The 15,886-nt window shown below is 68.3% G+C and carries 13 protein-coding genes; 6 read left to right on the forward strand and 7 right to left on the reverse strand.

Annotated elements, in window-relative coordinates:
- Window positions 1–550: 550 nt before the first annotated feature.
- A complete protein-coding gene (locus tag AB0I79_RS47480; RefSeq protein WP_357888446.1) occupies window positions 551–2,020 on the reverse strand; it encodes an FAD-dependent oxidoreductase in 1,470 nt (489 codons plus the stop codon).
- 373 nt (window positions 2,021–2,393) lie between these two features.
- Here AB0I79_RS47480 and AB0I79_RS47485 point away from each other — a divergent pair, with 373 nt between their 5' ends.
- Entirely contained in the window at window positions 2,394–5,135 is a 2,742-nt protein-coding gene (locus AB0I79_RS47485) for an AAA family ATPase (protein ID WP_357888360.1), read from the forward strand.
- A gap of 131 nt (window positions 5,136–5,266) precedes the next feature.
- Window positions 5,267–5,890 carry a TetR/AcrR family transcriptional regulator gene (locus AB0I79_RS47490; protein WP_357888362.1) on the forward strand — a complete coding sequence of 208 codons (624 nt, stop codon included), beginning with the start codon at window positions 5,267–5,269 and terminating at the stop codon, window positions 5,888–5,890.
- Window positions 5,891–6,035: 145 nt separating this feature from the next.
- On the opposite strand, the gene AB0I79_RS47495 is transcribed toward AB0I79_RS47490, so the two are convergent.
- Window positions 6,036–6,917 carry an SDR family oxidoreductase gene (locus tag AB0I79_RS47495; RefSeq protein ID WP_357888365.1) on the reverse strand — a complete coding sequence of 294 codons (882 nt, stop codon included), beginning with the start codon at window positions 6,915–6,917 and terminating at the stop codon, window positions 6,036–6,038.
- A 227-nt stretch (window positions 6,918–7,144) separates the two neighbouring features.
- Between AB0I79_RS47495 and AB0I79_RS47500 the strand changes: the two genes are divergently transcribed.
- Window positions 7,145–7,279 carry a hypothetical protein gene (locus AB0I79_RS47500; protein WP_357888368.1) on the forward strand — a complete coding sequence of 45 codons (135 nt, stop codon included), beginning with the start codon at window positions 7,145–7,147 and terminating at the stop codon, window positions 7,277–7,279.
- A 100-nt stretch (window positions 7,280–7,379) separates the two neighbouring features.
- On the opposite strand, the gene AB0I79_RS47505 is transcribed toward AB0I79_RS47500, so the two are convergent.
- From AB0I79_RS47505 to AB0I79_RS47525, 5 genes are all read right to left on the reverse strand, one after another.
- Window positions 7,380–7,742, reverse strand: coding sequence for an SPW repeat protein (locus tag AB0I79_RS47505; RefSeq protein WP_357888371.1), 363 nt, complete (start codon window positions 7,740–7,742; stop codon window positions 7,380–7,382).
- An 812-nt stretch (window positions 7,743–8,554) separates the two neighbouring features.
- Window positions 8,555–8,938, reverse strand: coding sequence for a DUF6009 family protein (locus tag AB0I79_RS47510; RefSeq protein WP_357888374.1), 384 nt, complete (start codon window positions 8,936–8,938; stop codon window positions 8,555–8,557).
- Window positions 8,935–10,464, reverse strand: coding sequence for a phage/plasmid primase, P4 family (locus tag AB0I79_RS47515; RefSeq protein ID WP_357888376.1), 1,530 nt, complete (start codon window positions 10,462–10,464; stop codon window positions 8,935–8,937). The genes AB0I79_RS47510 and AB0I79_RS47515 overlap by 4 nt, the downstream gene beginning before the upstream one ends.
- On the reverse strand, window positions 10,461–11,657 hold the full coding sequence (locus AB0I79_RS47520; protein WP_357888379.1) for a bifunctional DNA primase/polymerase: 1,197 nt from the start codon (window positions 11,655–11,657) through the stop codon (window positions 10,461–10,463). Before AB0I79_RS47520 ends, AB0I79_RS47515 begins: the two co-directional genes overlap by 4 nt.
- Before the next feature lie 1,029 nt (window positions 11,658–12,686).
- Window positions 12,687–12,812 (reverse strand): hypothetical protein, encoded by a 126-nt coding sequence (locus AB0I79_RS47525; RefSeq protein ID WP_357888382.1) that lies wholly within the window; start codon window positions 12,810–12,812, stop codon window positions 12,687–12,689.
- Window positions 12,813–12,916: 104 nt separating this feature from the next.
- On the opposite strand from AB0I79_RS47525, the gene AB0I79_RS47530 reads away from it, so the two are divergent.
- The 3 genes from AB0I79_RS47530 (at window position 12,917) to AB0I79_RS47540 (ending at window position 15,709) form a co-directional block, all read left to right on the forward strand.
- The gene (locus AB0I79_RS47530; protein ID WP_357888449.1) at window positions 12,917–13,204 is read left to right on the forward strand and encodes a GNAT family N-acetyltransferase; all 288 of its coding nucleotides are present in this window, start codon (window positions 12,917–12,919) and stop codon (window positions 13,202–13,204) included.
- Window positions 13,205–13,573: 369 nt separating this feature from the next.
- Window positions 13,574–14,761, forward strand: a complete 1,188-nt coding sequence (locus tag AB0I79_RS47535) for an MFS transporter (RefSeq protein WP_357888385.1) — start codon at window positions 13,574–13,576, stop codon at window positions 14,759–14,761.
- Between the two features lie 198 nt (window positions 14,762–14,959).
- Window positions 14,960–15,709, forward strand: a complete 750-nt coding sequence (locus tag AB0I79_RS47540) for a hypothetical protein (RefSeq protein WP_357888388.1) — start codon at window positions 14,960–14,962, stop codon at window positions 15,707–15,709.
- The last annotated feature ends 177 nt before the right edge of the window (window positions 15,710–15,886 follow it).

Genomic DNA, 15,886 nt, shown 5'->3' on the forward strand with positions numbered 1-15,886 from the left:
CGTTTCCGCCCTCGACCTGCCCACTGAGGGCAGGCTCCCATTCCATGATCATGCGCCAAGGTGGATGAGACAAACGGCCACGTGCGCCAACTTCAGCGAGACGCGCCCCCACCCGCGGCCGTCTCAATCGAGTTGGCGCATCGCAGGCCAGAGCACCGCTCGTACGCCAACTCAACGGAGAAGGGACACCCAGGGATGTCAGTGGACCTGGCACGAGACCATCGGAGATGTCCAGTAGGCGCGTGTACGGCAGGAAGGTTCGGCCCGGGGACGGTCTTGCCTCGGCAGCTGGCGTTGGTGGTGGCACCGGCATGCGGCGAGTCGTCCATGTCGTGGGTTGATCGGATGGCGCTGCGGAACGGACGCCCGCCGTGGACGATGGTCGAGGCGTGGGGCTCGATGTTCGCGCGTCGAGCGACGTTCGTGCACTGGCGTACGGCGTCGTCACGACGCCGGAGACATGCGGGACGATGGAGGCGGCTACAGGCGTGAGCTCGCCGGGGTTCCCTGCATCGCCCGCAGCCGCTTGACGTGTCCCGGTATGATGCGGCTACGGCGTGGCCAACCCTGTCTGGGCTGTTCCGCACCACCGGTCCAGTGCCTCCCTGACGGCTGCGCGATCTGGCTGCTGGCCTGCCCAGGCGACGTAGCCGTCGGGCCGGACGAGTACGGTAGGCCCCGCGGCAGCTCCTGCGGTGACGACATCGGCCCGAGGATCGCTGATGCGGGCTGTGCCTGGGGGGACGACGAGAACGAATCGGCCGGCGCGCAGCGCTTCGAACAGCCGCTGGGGCGACTGTGGCCCATCGGCCAGCGGTAGGTCGGGAGCGCGCCTGCCGGTCAGGTGGTGCGCGTGGGACGGCGCCGGGTATCGGATGCCGATCCCTGACAGGGCGCCCAGTGCCACGCGCCGTTCCACGGCCCGGGTTCGCAGCGCGGCTCCGCTCACCGCGTTGCGGATCGCGCGCGATATCGGTGATCTGAGCAGGGCCAGCCGCATCAGAATCCCGCTGGTGCGCAGCACTTGCCGCCCGACAGGATGGCGCTCGCGTTCGTAGCTGTCGAGCAGTCCCGCGGGAGCGGTGCCGTGCACGGCGGCGGCCAGCTTCCAGGACAGGTTGGCGACGTCCTGCAGACCGGTGTTCATGCCTTGTCCGCCCGCGGGCGAATGCACGTGCGCGGCGTCACCGGCGATGAAGACACGCCCGACCCGGTATCGCGGCGCCTGCCGCTCCTCACTGTGGAACCGGGACAGCCAACGCGGGTCGTGCATGCCGAAGTCGGTGCCGCGCGCCTTCCTGGTGAGCCACCGCAGCTCTTCCAGGTCGACCGGGGCGTCGTCCGGCAGATCACCATTGATGTTGCTGCGGCCGATGATGCGGTACCACCCGTCGCCGAACGGAGCCATGAACACGAACCCCTCACGGACGGAGTTCACCGTCAGCACCCCCTGGGGTGCGTGCGCCAGCCGCACGTCGGCCAGAATGACCGACCGCGCCACCGATCCTCCGGGGAAGGGCAGTCCGATGGCTTCGCGGACGCTGCTGTGGTGTCCATCGGCGCCGACGACGTAGCGGGACCTGTAGACGCGCAGTTGGCCGTCGGGTTCTCGTACCTCCAGGTCGACGCCCTGGCCGTCCTGGCGCAGCCCGGCCATCTCGTGTCCGGTGAGCAGCCGTGCGCCGTGCGCCAGGGCCCGTTCGCGCAGGGCGCGTTCGATGTTGTACTGGGGCGTGACCAGCATGTAGTTGTGGGTGCTCGGCAGCCGGGTCATGGCCGCGGTGACGTCGTCCCACAGGGTGAGCCCGGCCACCTTGTTACCGGTCGCGATCACCTGGTCGGCCAGACCGCGCATATCGAGCACTTCGAGTGTGCGGGCGTGCACGGCGAAGGCTCGAGAGATTCTCAGGTCGTCGACCCGCCGCTCCAGCACCGTGGTCGTCACCCCCGCCTGGGCGAGGTCGCCGGCCAGCAGCAAGCCTGTGGGACCCGCCCCCACAATGATCACATCCGTGTCCATGTCTGCACTCCCGAGCCGAACGGTACGGTACGGTTCGACAGTAGCCAGTGATCCTGACCGGCGAAAGCACGCCAGCGCCTCACTGGCCCGGAACCGGTCATCCGACAGATCCGGGCGACGCTCCCCGCTTTCCCCCTTTTGGCCCACAACCGTGCGTCGCTACGCCTGGTGCGATGCACGACACGTCCTGCCATCGGCTCCCGCCTGGTCACGGCCGGAGCCGGCCACGCTGCTGCGCCCACCTACAGGTCATCGGCGAGGCACACGGCCGCCTGTCAACAGCATGGGCCGGGACCAGTCGTTCGACAGATTCGCCGCCGGGCCAGGCTCGGTAGCCTGTGCCGGAACGCAGTGTCGGGGGAGATGATCCTTCATGCTCATCGGGCGGGCTGAGGAGCGGGCGGCCATCGATGGGTTGCTCGCGGACGTGCGCGGCGGTCGCAGCGGCGTGTTGGTCTTGCGCGGAGAAGAGGGCATCGGCAAGACCGCGCTGCTGAGCTACGCCGAGGCGCGAGCGGGTGAGCAGTTTCTGGTGTTGCGCGGCGCCGGTTTCGAGGCGGAAGCAGAGCTGCCGTATGCGGGGCTGCATCTGTTGCTGCGCAATAGCATCGACGCCATCGCGGCACTACCCGGTGAGCAGGCTCGCGTGCTGCACGGCGCGCTCGGGCTGGAACAAGGGCAGGCAGGCAGCCGCTTCCTCGTCGGGGTCGCCGTGCTCAACCTGCTGTCCAGCCTCGCCCGGCGACACCGGCTGCTCTGCCTCGTGGACGACGCGCATTGGCTGGACGCGCTCTCGGCGGAGGCGCTGCTGTTCGCCGCCCGCCGGCTCGGCGCCGGGAGCATCGCGATGATCTTCGCCGCCTCCGGTGACGTCTGCGCCTTTCCCGCCGCGGGCCTGCCGGAGTTGCACCTGACCGGCCTGGACACTGCTGCGGCCGCTGAGTTGCTCGCCGAGCATGCCGCCCGGCTGTCCCCGCGTCTGCGGGGGTATCTGCTCCAGGAGGCGCAGGGCAACCCGCTCGCACTGATCGAGCTGTCGGCGATGCTCACTGCCGAGCAGCGCGCTGGTGACATGCCGATCTATGCCGTCGGTGCCGCACCGGGGGCCGCGCCCAGCCGTGCCTGCCTTGCCTTCCGTGACCGCCTGGCTGTGCTGCCGCCGAAGACCCGCACGTTGCTGCTGGTGGCGGCCGCCTATGACGTGCGGGCCCTCGATGTCGTCCTGCAGGCGGCAGGAAAGCTGGGTGCGGGAGTGGAGGACTTGGGCCCCGCCGAGTGTGCCGGTGTGATCTGCAGTTGGGACGGGACGATCGCCTTCCGGCACCCTTTGATGCGCGCGGCCGCCTACCAGTCGGCGTCCACGGCGCAGCGGATGGCGGCCCATCGGGCGCTTGCCGAGGTCCTGCGGCAACGTCAAGACGCCTACCGCTGGGCCTGGCATCTTGCCGCCGCCCAGCTGGGGCCGGATGAGGAGATCGCGGCGGCGCTGGAGTCCAGCGCCGAGCACGCGCGTGGCAGGGGAGGATTCCCCGCTCTGGCCGCCGCCTTTGAGCGTGCGGCACGTCTCAGCCCCGCCCCTGCCGACCGGGCCCGCCGGCTCGCGGTGGCCGCTGCGGCTGCCGCGGACGCCGGGCAGTACGAGCGTGCCATCGCGCTGGTGGAGGAGGCGGCGCCGGAGGCCGAGGATCCGGTGGCGTTGGCGCACCTTGCCCGGACCCGGGCCATGGCCGCGATGGCGCATGGTCATCCGGAGACCGCCCAGAGCCTGCTGGCCGGAGCCGCCGACGCCGTCATCGGTCAGCGCCGGGATGTGGCCATCCGGCTGTACTTGGAGGCGCTTACCCCCACTGGGATGAGCAGCGACTACGCCGGGCTGGCGGAGAGGGCCGCTCGCGCGTCTCATGCGAGCCTCAGCACGGAGACACCATCGCTGGCCCGAGCTCTGGCGGGAGCGGGCCGTCTGGCCGCCGAAGAGCCGCCCGCAGGGTTGTCCTGGCTTGGCGACCTGATCGAGGGCCTACGCGACAACGCCTATCCGCTGGACCTGCAAGAGCGTGCCCAGCTGGCCATCTGGGATCTGGTCATCGGTGATGACGTGGCCTCATACGAGCGTGCTGCCGCCATCGAGCGCGAGTGCCGCCTGCAGGAGGCGGTCGGTCTGCTTCCGCTGGCGCTGACTTTGCTGGCCCGCTCGCAGATGTTCCTCGGCTTGCACCGTGACGCCCTGTCCAGTGCGAAGGAGGGCCTGCGCATCGCGCGGGAGAGCGGCCAGCGCTATCAGGCGGGGCTCTTGACCGGCATCATGACGTATGTGGCGGCCCTCGAAGGAGACGAGGCGCGGTGCCTGGGTCTGGCCGAGGAGATCGCTACGGTTCAGGACGCGGCGACTCGCAACATGCGCTGGGTCGCGTTGAACCTGCTGGATCTGGCGCTGGGACGGCCGGACAGGGCGCTGCGCAGGGCGGAGGAGTTCGTGATCGGCCCCGCCGTGCGCACCGTCATGGTCATGCACCGCATGCCCGACCTCGTGGAGGCCGCCTTGCAGGTGGGACGGGAGGATTTCGCGCGAGCGGCGGGTGAACGTGTTCGGGTGTGGGCCGCGCACACCGCCCAGCCCTGGGCCGAAGCGCTCGCGCTGCGCTGCCAGGCGCTGCTGGCACCGGAGGAGGAGGTTGAACGGCTCTATCAGCGAGCGCTGCGTTCGCATCTGCGGGGTGGCCGACTGTTTGAGCGGGGCCGTACCGAGTTGCTCTACGGGGCTTGGCTTCGGCGGGCGCGCCGCCGCTCGGACGCTCGCGCGCATCTCCAGCCTGCGGCGGAGATCTTCGACCGGCTGGGTTCCCGTCCATGGGCTGAACGCGCACATGCGGAACTGCGTGCCGCGGGGGAGCGACGTATCTGGCGGCAGCCCGGCAGCGGCGCACAGGACAGGCTCACCTCCCAGGAGTTGCAGATCGTCCGCATGGCGGGCAGCGGGATGAGCAACAGGGAGATCGCCGCGCAGTTGTTTCTCAGCCCGCGGACCGTCGGTTACCACCTCTACAAGGCCTATCCGAAGCTCGGGGTGGCCTCGCGCGCCGAGTTGTCACAGCTCGACCTGGACGAACAAGGCTGAACACGTCCGGACCGGCACGGCAGGCACGTAACAAGCATCCCCGATCACGGTTCCTGCCCGGGGTTCGGCACGGCCCGTTTCCGGTCGCCCGATGTAGGGTCGAACCGTACGGTTCGGTACGAGGGGGTTCGATGCACCGGCATGATCCTGATGACAGCAAGGTGCGCAAGATCCGGCGAGCCGCCGAGAGGTTGTTCCTCCGCCACGGCTTCGGCGGTGTGAGCACGGCGGCCCTGGCCAGGGAGGCCGGCGTGTCGAAGGAGACGCTGTATTCCCGCTTTCCGAGCAAGGAGGCGGTGCTGGCCGATGTCCTGGCGCACCTCATTCCCGCGGGTGTGCCCGACACAGCTGCGACGGCCCAGCCCGGCACTTGGGGTGATCTCGACCGGGCGCTGCGCCATCTGGCGTACGCGCTGCATCGAGCGCTCTCCCGGCGCCAGTACATCGAGCTGGCCCGTATCGTGATCGCGGAGACTCCGCGGCTGCCAGAGGCGGGGGAGACCTTCCGCCGGGCGGTGCCGGAGCACGCGTTGCAGATCACCGCGGAACTCCTGGCGGCCGGCCGGAAGGCGGGGCTGGTCGGCGATGTCGACGAGATGACCGCCGCCCGCATGTTCGTCGGTCCTCTGGTGGTCCACGCGCTGATGGGCGTCTTGCTGGCCGCCCCACGCGAGCAGGAAACCGGTCCCGAACCCATGGATCTCGACGCGCATGTGGACCTGTTCCTGCGTGCCGTCGCCAAGGACGCAGGCTAAGGCGCTCTTTCGGGGGACCGGTGTCCCTTCGGGCGCGCCCGGGCGTGCGGTCATGTGACTCCCATGACCGGTTGTGGAACCGACGACACCGTGCCGGCCTGCGTCAGCCTGCACCTGCCAGATGCAGGGGGCGACGCGCAGACCGCTAGGAAGCGCTGCCGAATTTGGGCGGCAGCCCGAACAGCTTGAACCTGATCTGGTCGAAGGTGCGATCCGGGAGCCAGCGGGCCACGAACGCCAGGAGACCGGAGTCCTTGCCGACCTTGTACCGGGTGGCCGGCTTGGCGGCGGTGAGCGCCCGAAGCACTACCTTGGCGACCGCGTCGGGGTCGCTTCCGCCTTGTTCCCTCGCGTAGCCCTTGGCGGTCATCGCCCGGTAGTTCACCGCGTAGTACGCGCGCTGAACCTCGGTCATCTGCTCCAGCACCCCTTCGGCATCAGTGCGCAGTTTCTCCACCGCCGCGGTGCGGATCGTGGCCGGCTCGATCAGCACGGTGTGGATGCCCCACGGATGCAACTCCATCCGCAGCGCCTCGGTGATCGAGGCGAACGCCCACTTGGAGGAGCACAGGGGTGCGGCGAACGGCAGGGTCAGCCGGTCACCGATGGAGCCGATGTTGATGATGCGTCCCTTGGCCCGGCGCAGGGCGGGCAGGAACGCCTGGATCACCGCCACCTGGCCGAAAACGTTGACCTCGTACTGCCATCGCAGCGTTTCCAGCGGAATGGCCTCCACGGGCCAGGTCAGGCCGATGCCGGCGTTGTTCACCAGGCCCGCCAGCGGCAGTCCCGAATCCTCGATGACCTTGGCAGCCTCTCGGATCGCGGGCTCGTCGGTGACGTCCAGGATCAGGGGCGTCACTGCTCCACCGGCCTGGTGTTGCAGCGCCGCGCCGTCGGCCTCCTTGCGCACGCCCGCGAAGACGTGATAGCCGGAGTTGGCAAGCCTGATGGCCGTGGCCTGGCCGATGCCGCTGGAAGCTCCGGTGACCACGACTGCTCCGCGGCCTGCGTTGTGGGTCTGCATGACCGTCCTCCGAGAACGTGACTGCCTGTGCTGGTCACGCTAGTGAGTGCCGTCCCGGGGCGAATCCGTCACATGACCAGCGTCGGGGCATGGCGGTCAGGCCGGGATGTCCTCCATTGCGCTTGCCGCAGCGGCCGGTGTGGACCGGTCACCTGCCTGATGCGGTCGCGCCCCGGGAGCACCTAGCGTTCTGGTCACCTGATCTTCTTGCCATGAGGAAAGGAGCCATGCTGGTGATCAAACGTCTGCTGGGTGCGGCGCTGATCGGCTGCGTCCTGTGCGCGGGCGCGGTGTTGTGGGCCCAGGCGGCCCAGGCCGATGCCATCCACACCGAACCGCCGACCAACTGGACCCCGGACTGACGTCCGGCGTACCGGCATTCGCCCAGGGGCGGTCCGCCCAACGTGGAACAGCCCGGGCTTGGCCCGGGCTGTTCGGCGTTGGGACTTTTCGGCACCGGCGTCACCGGCGTACCGGGGTGGTTCTGCCGGCAGCCGCGTTCTTGGTAGCGGGCAGGGCCCACAGGGCCAGGCAGGCTACCAGGAGGCCGCCGATCCAGGACGTCCACGCCGCCCCGCTGAGCCCGGTGTAGGAGATGGCCCACGGAGCAATGATCAGCAGCACTGCCCAGGTGACGTTGGTCCACTGGCTAGCCCCCGACGCCGGCTGGGCCAGAGACCACAGGGCGGTGCACACCACCAGAGCACCCATCACGATGAGCGTCGACGCCGAGCCGGTGTCGGTGGTCGTCCACACCGGGGCGAGTGCCAGGTACAGGCCGATCACCAGATTGGTCCAGTCCTGCCACCGTGTCCATGGCTTCATGACATCCTCCTTGTTGGATGAAGCCGATCTCTGGCCAGGCCTCTTGACGGAGGCCTTGACACGCTCAACGGTAGGGTCCGCCGCTCATCCTACGAATCTGTCACGTGACGAGGTCGGTGACTGGTCTGTCGCTCTGCGGCTCTTCAAGTGGGGGAGGGGCTGGCTGGCAGGCGCGCCGGCGGAGGTACAGAGAGGGCGCTCGAGGCGATCGCCGTGACAAGGTCGTTGACCATGTTCACCAATGCCGCAAGCTCCGCAGCGCCATCCAGGCCGCCGAAGATGGTGGCGTCAACGGGCTGCCGGGCCGCCGTCGGTCGGCCCTCTCGGGCGGCGCCGGAGGGGCGGTGATCAGAGATTTCGGGACAGAAATCCTGGCAGTGGGTCATGAGAAGGTCTCCGCAGGAGCCTGACGAGAGGCCGGCGAGCGGACGGCCCCTGCGCTCTCCGGCCGCCGGACCTGGCCGGATGGCGGGCCTGGCCTGCCGGGTTCCGACAGCGAGCCGACTTACCCGGTGCGCCAGCACCACAGCGGTGTTCCGAAGCTGATTGCTGGTCGACGCCCCGTCGAGCGGTCCCTGTCAGGGCAGCCCGACCTGCCCTTCAGCGTGAGTGCCGGTTCGCCGGGAACCTCGGGTGAGGGCGTCGGGAACGGCGTCGCCGGAATCCAGGGGCTCCGGGCAGCCGGGTCACGGCTGCCCGGAGCGGTGCGCCAGTGGGACTGTAGAGGCCGGGCGTGCCTCGCGTATCAGTCATGTGACCGGTCCCCTGGCGCTGACCGGAATCCGCGCAGGGGGATATCGGTGCGGCGCCGGTCAACCGCGGTCGCCCGCCGTCGAGAGCGGGCCGCCTTGGGATCGTTCGGTTTTGTCGCCGGTCTCCCCGGGGGCCACGGTCCGTGGGTCGACGGCCTCCGAAGGCGCCGCGGCCGCATACGTGCCGTCGGGCTGCTGGTCCCGGTCATGCGGCGCCAGCCAGAAGACGCGCCGGACGAAGGAGCCTGAGGCTCGTGACGCCTTGGCCTCGGCGCTCAACTCGGCGTAGCCGACCAGACGGCCCGGACGATGGTAGGGCGGCTTGCCTCTCCTGCGTGCGACGCGATCCAGGCTCTGGCGGACGTAGTCGAGGGCGCTGATGTCCTCGAGCCACACCAGGTTCTCCTCGTGGGCGAGGTCTTGAGGTTCGATCGGTTTGCTCACCGCCGCAACTCCTCGATGTCATCGGCGAGCAGTCCAATACCCGGATAGTACTTACGTGAGTTGGACAGGAGCATCTCCTTCGGCGATGTCATGCCGAGTGCGTCGCGCACCCGGGCGGCAAATGCGCGAGCGGAAACCGGGGTGGCCCCTTCACTGCCGCACCACCGGGTATAGGCCTGGTACAGCTGTGCCTGCTCCGCCCGGAGGCCCGAATCACGTCTGTCGATCTTGCAAGCCTCGTCGAGGAACCTCCCCACCACATCCTCCGTCGCTTCGTAGGCGTCCGTGGCGACCCGGACGCGGTGAGGGCCGCTGAGGTTCTTGTCGCCTCCCAGGTAGCGTCGTGCTCCGTCGATGAGCCACGCCACGATTCCGGGCCCTTCCTCTTGCACCAGGATGCGGGCCAGGTTGTCGATCTTGCGTTCGTCCGGAACGACGCGTTCGAACGGGACGAGCCGCAGGCGGCGCCAGAACGCGGGGCCGCCACTGGCGACCTCCGGGCGATGGTTGCCCAGCAGCCACAGGTGGTGGGTGGGTTTGAAGCTGAAGAAGTCTTGCCGCATACGCCGGGCTTTGATGGTGTCGCCGCCGGTCAGTAGCTTGACCCTGCCCTCGTCGAATCTGTCGCCGGGTTTGAGCTCCGAGCAGACGATCAACCGGCGGCCGTGCAGCTCGGCCAGATCGGTGGGATGACCCTCGAAGGCTTTCGCCATCAGGAATCCCGGCGGGGCGGCGTCGCCGTAGTCTCCCAGGAGTTGCAGCATGACCTCCAGGAGCACGGACTTGCCGTTCTTTCCGGTACCGAACAGGAACGGCATGACCTGGGCCCCGACGTCACCGGTGATGGAGTAACCCAGCAGCAGGTGCAGGAAACTCGCCGTTTCGTGGCCCTCGTCGTCATCTCCGAAGGTGTCACTGAGGAAGCGCTGCCAGCGCGGGATCGGCATGCGTTCCGGAGCGACGCTCGTCGAGCGGGAGTGGAAGTGGCGAGCGGGATCGGGCTTGGTCAGCAGGCCCGTCCTGAGATCGACGACACCGGCGGGTGTGCACAGGACATAGGGGTCGGCGTCGAGCTGATCGGGATTCAGTACCATCCCGGGGGCGGCCTTGGCCTGGGTCAGAAGGGCGTTCATGCCGGCCGTGGACAGGGATCGGCGCCGGTGCCGGGCGAGTTCGTTGGCGCTGTAGCCGCCGCTGGGGTCGAAAGTCGCCAGTTGCTCGGCCATCTCGCCGGCCGCCCACATGACGGTCTCGGTCTCGTCCAAGGTCCACCGATGATGGTGCCAGCGGTGCCACCCCAGTCCGGGGACATAGCGATAATCCCGGCCGTACAGCGACACGAAGAGCTTGGCGTTGCCCCGATCGGACAGGGAGTCCGGCAGGAGGCCCTGTCGGGTCACCGTCGCTGCCTGCGCTGCGGTCTGCGGCGCGGAAGGCTGGGCCTGCACGTCCGTCAGTGCCAGATCCAGCATCTGCTGAGCTACCGCGGTGGGATCGAAGTCTCCGCTATTGGTGAGGCTGGTCATGAGCGGCCCGCTGGATGCAGCGGCCGTCTGGCGCCGGCCGCCAGGCCGCTTCGGATGATGGGTGCGCAGCGGCGTTCCTGCCCGGGGCGGGCCCGATCAGCTGCTTCGGTAAGCAGGCGGCGCGCTTCGTCGGCGCTGAGATATCCCCCTGCCACCAGACCTCCCGCCGTGAACGCCGCCCGGTTGAGCTTGTCGCTGAACCCGGCTCCTTCCGGCACGGCCGCGCACGCCACCACCTCGGCGATCAGCTTGTGCAGCGCCCTGGCCGCCACGCTCTGACCGCCGGCGGCCACCACCGCCTGCCTGGCGCGGGCCGGGATAACGAAGGAGGGTAGCTTCGGCGGGGTGAGGGAGCCCAGGTGGCCGGTCCGGGTCAGTTCTTGAGCGATCCATTCGGGCAGGGGGGCGGGCTGGCGGCATTCCCCCACGATCGTGTAAGTGCCCTCGCGGGTGCGCGTTCCGGGAGCGACGATGTAGCCGCCTGAAGCGCGGATGTCGACCTGCCAGGCCAGTGCGCGCGCCGGGCTGGAGCCTGATGAGCACCACCAGGTGAGGCCAGGATCAGTGCGATACCAGACATGCAGGCCGCCAGAGGGGGTGCGCACGCGCAAAGTACCGCTGTCCTCGGCGGGGTCGGGCGCTCTGCGGAGCGCGGCCAGTAAAGCCAGCGTGTGACGGCCGGTCGCCAGCCCTCTGAGATCGACGCGCGCGTCGATGGGGATACCGGGCAGAACCCGGTCGCGCGCGGGCACGGGCTTGGCGTGGGAGTCCACGTCGATCACCAGGAGATTGGCGGGGCCGCATGCCACTCCCACCCCGAAACGCGGGTGAGAGCCCCACCAGGAACGGATGAGGCGACCGTCGGTGGTGGCCGCATGGAACCCGTGGCACCAGCGGCCCGACCGCAGGCAGGAACAGTGGCTCAGGGAGTGATCGGGTGCCTGACACGTGGAGCAGTTCCCCGCAGGCGTCTTGCGGCCGGGTGCGAGCGGATGAACCGGCCAGCCCTGCTGCGCGCACCATTGAGCGACCTCCAGTGACGCAGGAGCGGGAGATTCCACGTCATCCCTTCTGATCGTTGTGTCCGCCCACGGGGCTGGCTCGTTGTCAGGGCTTGGTGCCAGGCCGTGGGGAGGCCAGAGCGACTCAAGCGACTGACAATTGCCAATGTGGTGAAACAGATTAGCGGACATGGTTCTGTCCGCGCGGTCCGCGCGGCGAGGCAGGTATACCTGTTTTGCCGCCGCCTGCGGCTGTCCGGCTGATCGCGGCCGAGCCCGCTCCGGCGGCCGTGCCGCTGGTGAGTGTCTTGGGTCGCTCCACTCGCGCACGGAAGAAGCTCCTGGCCAGAAGCTGTTTCTTCCGAGCCGAGCGACTGAAGCGACTCAAGCCTGCACTTGGACGTGACGAGCTGGATCAGTCGGCTTATAAAGAGACCTTGCGGCCTTGACGGTCGCTTTGGTCGCTCCACCGGCGATGTCACGAGCCACCACAGAGACTCATCAGGGAAGCGACCGAAGCCTGTAGTCGCTTCAGTCGCTCTGGTCGCTTCAGTCGCCGATTACATCGCCGCAGGTCAACAGGCTCAGCTACTTCAGAGAGCGACTGAAGCGACTCAAGGCCCAGGTCTATAACGCCAAGATTTCATTCGAGATTCTCACCTGATAGATACCGAACCTGAGTCGCTTCAGTCGCTCAGCACGGCCCCTATAGGCGCTTGAGCAGGGAAGACATGAGCGACTCAAACCAGAGACCGGACGGTTCACCGAAGGTCATCCGCCAGTTGAGTAGCTCACTAGGGGTCTTTTCGATCAACCAAGAAGAGATGCTGCCGTGAGCGACCCCCGGCTCAGTTGCTCACTTCCGGGGGTCTGCGCCGCGGTCGCGACGGTCATGGTGCAGCCGGGCCAGGACCACGCGACGCTTCCGGCGTCCAACGACATGGTTCGTGCCCCGTCCCGGATGCGCGACTCGTCTCGCGACGGGCGTTTGTTCCCTGCCGGTGCGTCAGAGAAGGCTTCCGTTGACCTTCCCCACAGTCGAGGAGCCGCATGGCCCACCGCTGTCCCCTCATTCGTGGCAGCACTGGCGATCGCCGCAACGCAGGCCCCCGTCCCGCCCGTCCTAGTGGTAGCCAGCCCTGTCGAACGGGCACGTCAGCTTCACCGCGAGGGAAGACGTGTCCGTCTGCCAGGCAGAACCTGACAAGAACGTCGCCGACGTCACGTCATTCGGGCCAGGACGTCCTTCACCATCTCCATGCGCCAGGTGACAGGCGGCTGGACAGAGAACGCCACCATGTGGAACGCCCGTCCGGCGTTGGACGGCACGGTCATCACCTCCCGCACCGGCTTCACCTCCGGCGCCGGGGCCAGCTTGGATCTCTCGCCGGTGATCTGAGGCGGCGCAGGCCATCGAGAACCGGGGCGACCTGCTCCCTACCGTCGCGGCCATCGCCGAGTCTGACGGTTCCGTCGCCGGGTTCACCGAGCTGGTCGTCCCGGGAGAGGGCAAGGGCGATGCCCAGCACTACGCTGCCGGCGTGCTTCCCGGACATCGCGGGCACGGCCTGGCCCGCTGGATGAAAGCCGAGGCCATCCGGCAGGCACGCGAGCGCTACCCGGACCTCGCCGGCCTGCTGACCGACACTGCCGACAGCAATCGCCACATGCGTGTCATCAACGACGCGCTCGGCTACCTGCCGGCCCACCAGAGGGTGACACTACAGCTCGACCTGTAGCGGCGGCAGCCTGCCAGCCGAGGTCCTTTCGCCATCGGTTGGTGAAGAGGGGCGCGCTCACAAAACGCCGGGTGACCTACCGAGGCCTCAACGTCACAGCACGCCTGAAGTGACAACCTCCAGAGGGCCGCTGGGACATCGACGGGCGCAGACCAGTCGGATGACAGATTCTGCTGGGGCCGTTGTCGTCTAGGTTGCTGATGGGAACGGACGCCTCTCCATCACGATGTGGCGGCATACGCGATCGAAGGAGGTTCCCATGAGGGACAACGGCTGGGACTGACCTTCCCTGTCCTGTCGGGTGGCTTCCGCTCTGTGCGGCCTGGCGTGCGATGAGCACGCCAGGCCCGTCGCATGACTGGTGCAATAGTGATCAGATACCGGGACCTCTTCGCCATCGGAGAGTTCCGCTACCTCTACGCAGGTCTGGCACTGTCCTACCTGGGTGACAAGTTCGCCGCTCTGGCGATGACCGTGTTGGTGTTCGACCGCACGCAGTCCAGCCTTCTCAGCGGTCTGGCGCATGCCTCCGCCTTCCTGCCCGCTCTCCTCGCCGGTCCCCTGCTGGGCGGTCTGGCTGACCGTTTCCGCCGGCGGGAACTCATGATCGTGTGCGACGCCGCCCGCGCCATCCTGGTGGGTGCGCTGCTCATCCCCGGCATGCCGATCGAAGGGGCGATAGCGCTGCTGTACATCGCGGCTCTCTTCTCCACGCCCTACATGGCCGCACGGTCGGCGCTCCTGCCGGAGATCCTGCACGGGCAGGCCTCCGTCACGGGCAACGGGCTGCAACGGATCACCTACCAGCTCAGTCAGGTGGTCTCGTTCGCGGTAGGGGGAGCGCTGCTGAGTGTGGTCGAGCCCGAAGGGGCACTGCTGTTCAACTCCCTCACCTTTTCCTTGTCCGCGGCGCTTACCGCTTACGGCGTACTCTCGCGTCCCGCCCCGGCTTCCGCGGGGCCACGCACGTCAGCCCCGGCAGGTTTCCGGGTCGGTTTGCGGCACGTCTTCGGCGATCCCTGGCTGCGCAACTGTCTGATGCTGGTCTGGCTGGTGTCAGCGTGCGTTCACGCGCCGGAGGCGATCGTCTACCCCCTTGCCGTCACCCTCGGCGGCGCCGCCCCTCTGGCCGGCATGCTGCTCAGCGCCACCGCCCTGGGCTTCGCCACCGGGGCTTTCCTGCTCACCCGCGTCCTGACGCCGTCGGTGAGGGATCGGCTGATCGTGCCGTTCGCGGTCGTGGCGGGCGCGGCACTGCTGCCTCTGATCACCGTGCCGCCGACGCCCGTGGTCATCGTCCTGCTCTTTGCCTCAGGCCTCGGCTGCGGCTACTCGGCCCCGTTGAACGCCTTGTTCGTCCAACGGGTGGCACCCGCCTACCGCGGACGAGCCATGGGGGTCGCGATCGCCGGCCTTACCGGCGGCCAGGGCTTGGGCTTCCTCCTGGCCGGTGCATTCACCGCCATCGGCGTGCCGCCAGCGGCCGGCTTCACCTTGTGCGGAGCGGCCGCCGTGGTCGCCGCGCTCGTCGCCGGCCGGCTGTGGAAGCGCGCCTGACGAACTGGAGATATCCCCTGAGGAGGATCGCTTGCCGAGCCACCTTCACGGTGAACGGCGCTGCCCTTGCCAAGTCGCCCTTCGCTCAGGTCGGTCTGCACACCCTTGACCTGGCCGACCCGCGATACGGGGCCATCATGCGATGTCGGCTCAGTGACATGTGGCGATTCTGCGCCGCCGCCGATCTAGGGTGCGGGCATGTCATACGTGCTCCATGCTGTTGTCAGCGACTTCGATCGTCTCCGGTTGCTGTCGGGCGATTTACCGCGGGCTGTGGTGGCACCGCTCCGGCAACGCTTGGGGCTGCTGCCGGTGACCGGAGAGATCTTCGACGAGTTGTCTGACGTATGGCGGGGGGATGGGCCCTTCAAACTCATGTCCCCGGCGTTCGCCGCGAGGCTGAAGGACTGGTCACGTGGCGGCCGTGTCGCCTACGTGGAGGCGGATTTCTTCGGCGGCGACGGCAGCCAGAGCGCCGCCTTGTGGGAGAACGGTCGTCAGAGCTGGGGTCCCGAGCATGCCTGGATCCCTTCAGGACCACGCGAGAGCTGGCCGATCAACGCCGTGCTCGCGCGCCTCGGGGCGCACGGAACAGGTGCGTTCGACCTCTTCGACACGGTTGGCTTCGCGCAGGAGCGCGACATGGAGGGGTGGCGCTGGGCGGGCCTGCGTGCCCTCGACGCCCCCGACTACGACGCTTGGGAGGCGCTGTGCCGCATGAAGGAGGAGGCTGATGCCCGCGTCGCTGCCGAACGTGATAAATACGTCAAGCGTGGCGATGTTCCCGTCATACTCGACGGCAAGGCGGTGATGGAGGTGCTCGGCATCCCATCATCCCCTTTGGTGGGGGCCGCGATCCGTCATCTGCAGGAGGTTTACCTCCAGCGCGGCTCCCTCGCCTTCCACGAGGCCGTTGCCGAGCTTCGCCGCTGGGCTCAGAGCCTGTGAAGCGTTCGATGAGATGCACGATCGAACGGTCACGAGGGCATGCACCCCGCTCAGCCCGTCACCGCGGTAGGAGCCCCACCCTACGGAGATGACGCGCTCATGTGGGTAAGTAAGGAGCCGACTGGACAGCCGGAACAGCCACGTCAACGGCAGCAATCGGGGCCTGGACATCAGCGG

This window comes from Nonomuraea sp. NPDC050202 (assembly GCF_040656115.1).
In the GTDB taxonomy this organism is placed as follows: Bacteria; Actinomycetota; Actinomycetes; order Streptosporangiales; family Streptosporangiaceae; genus Nonomuraea.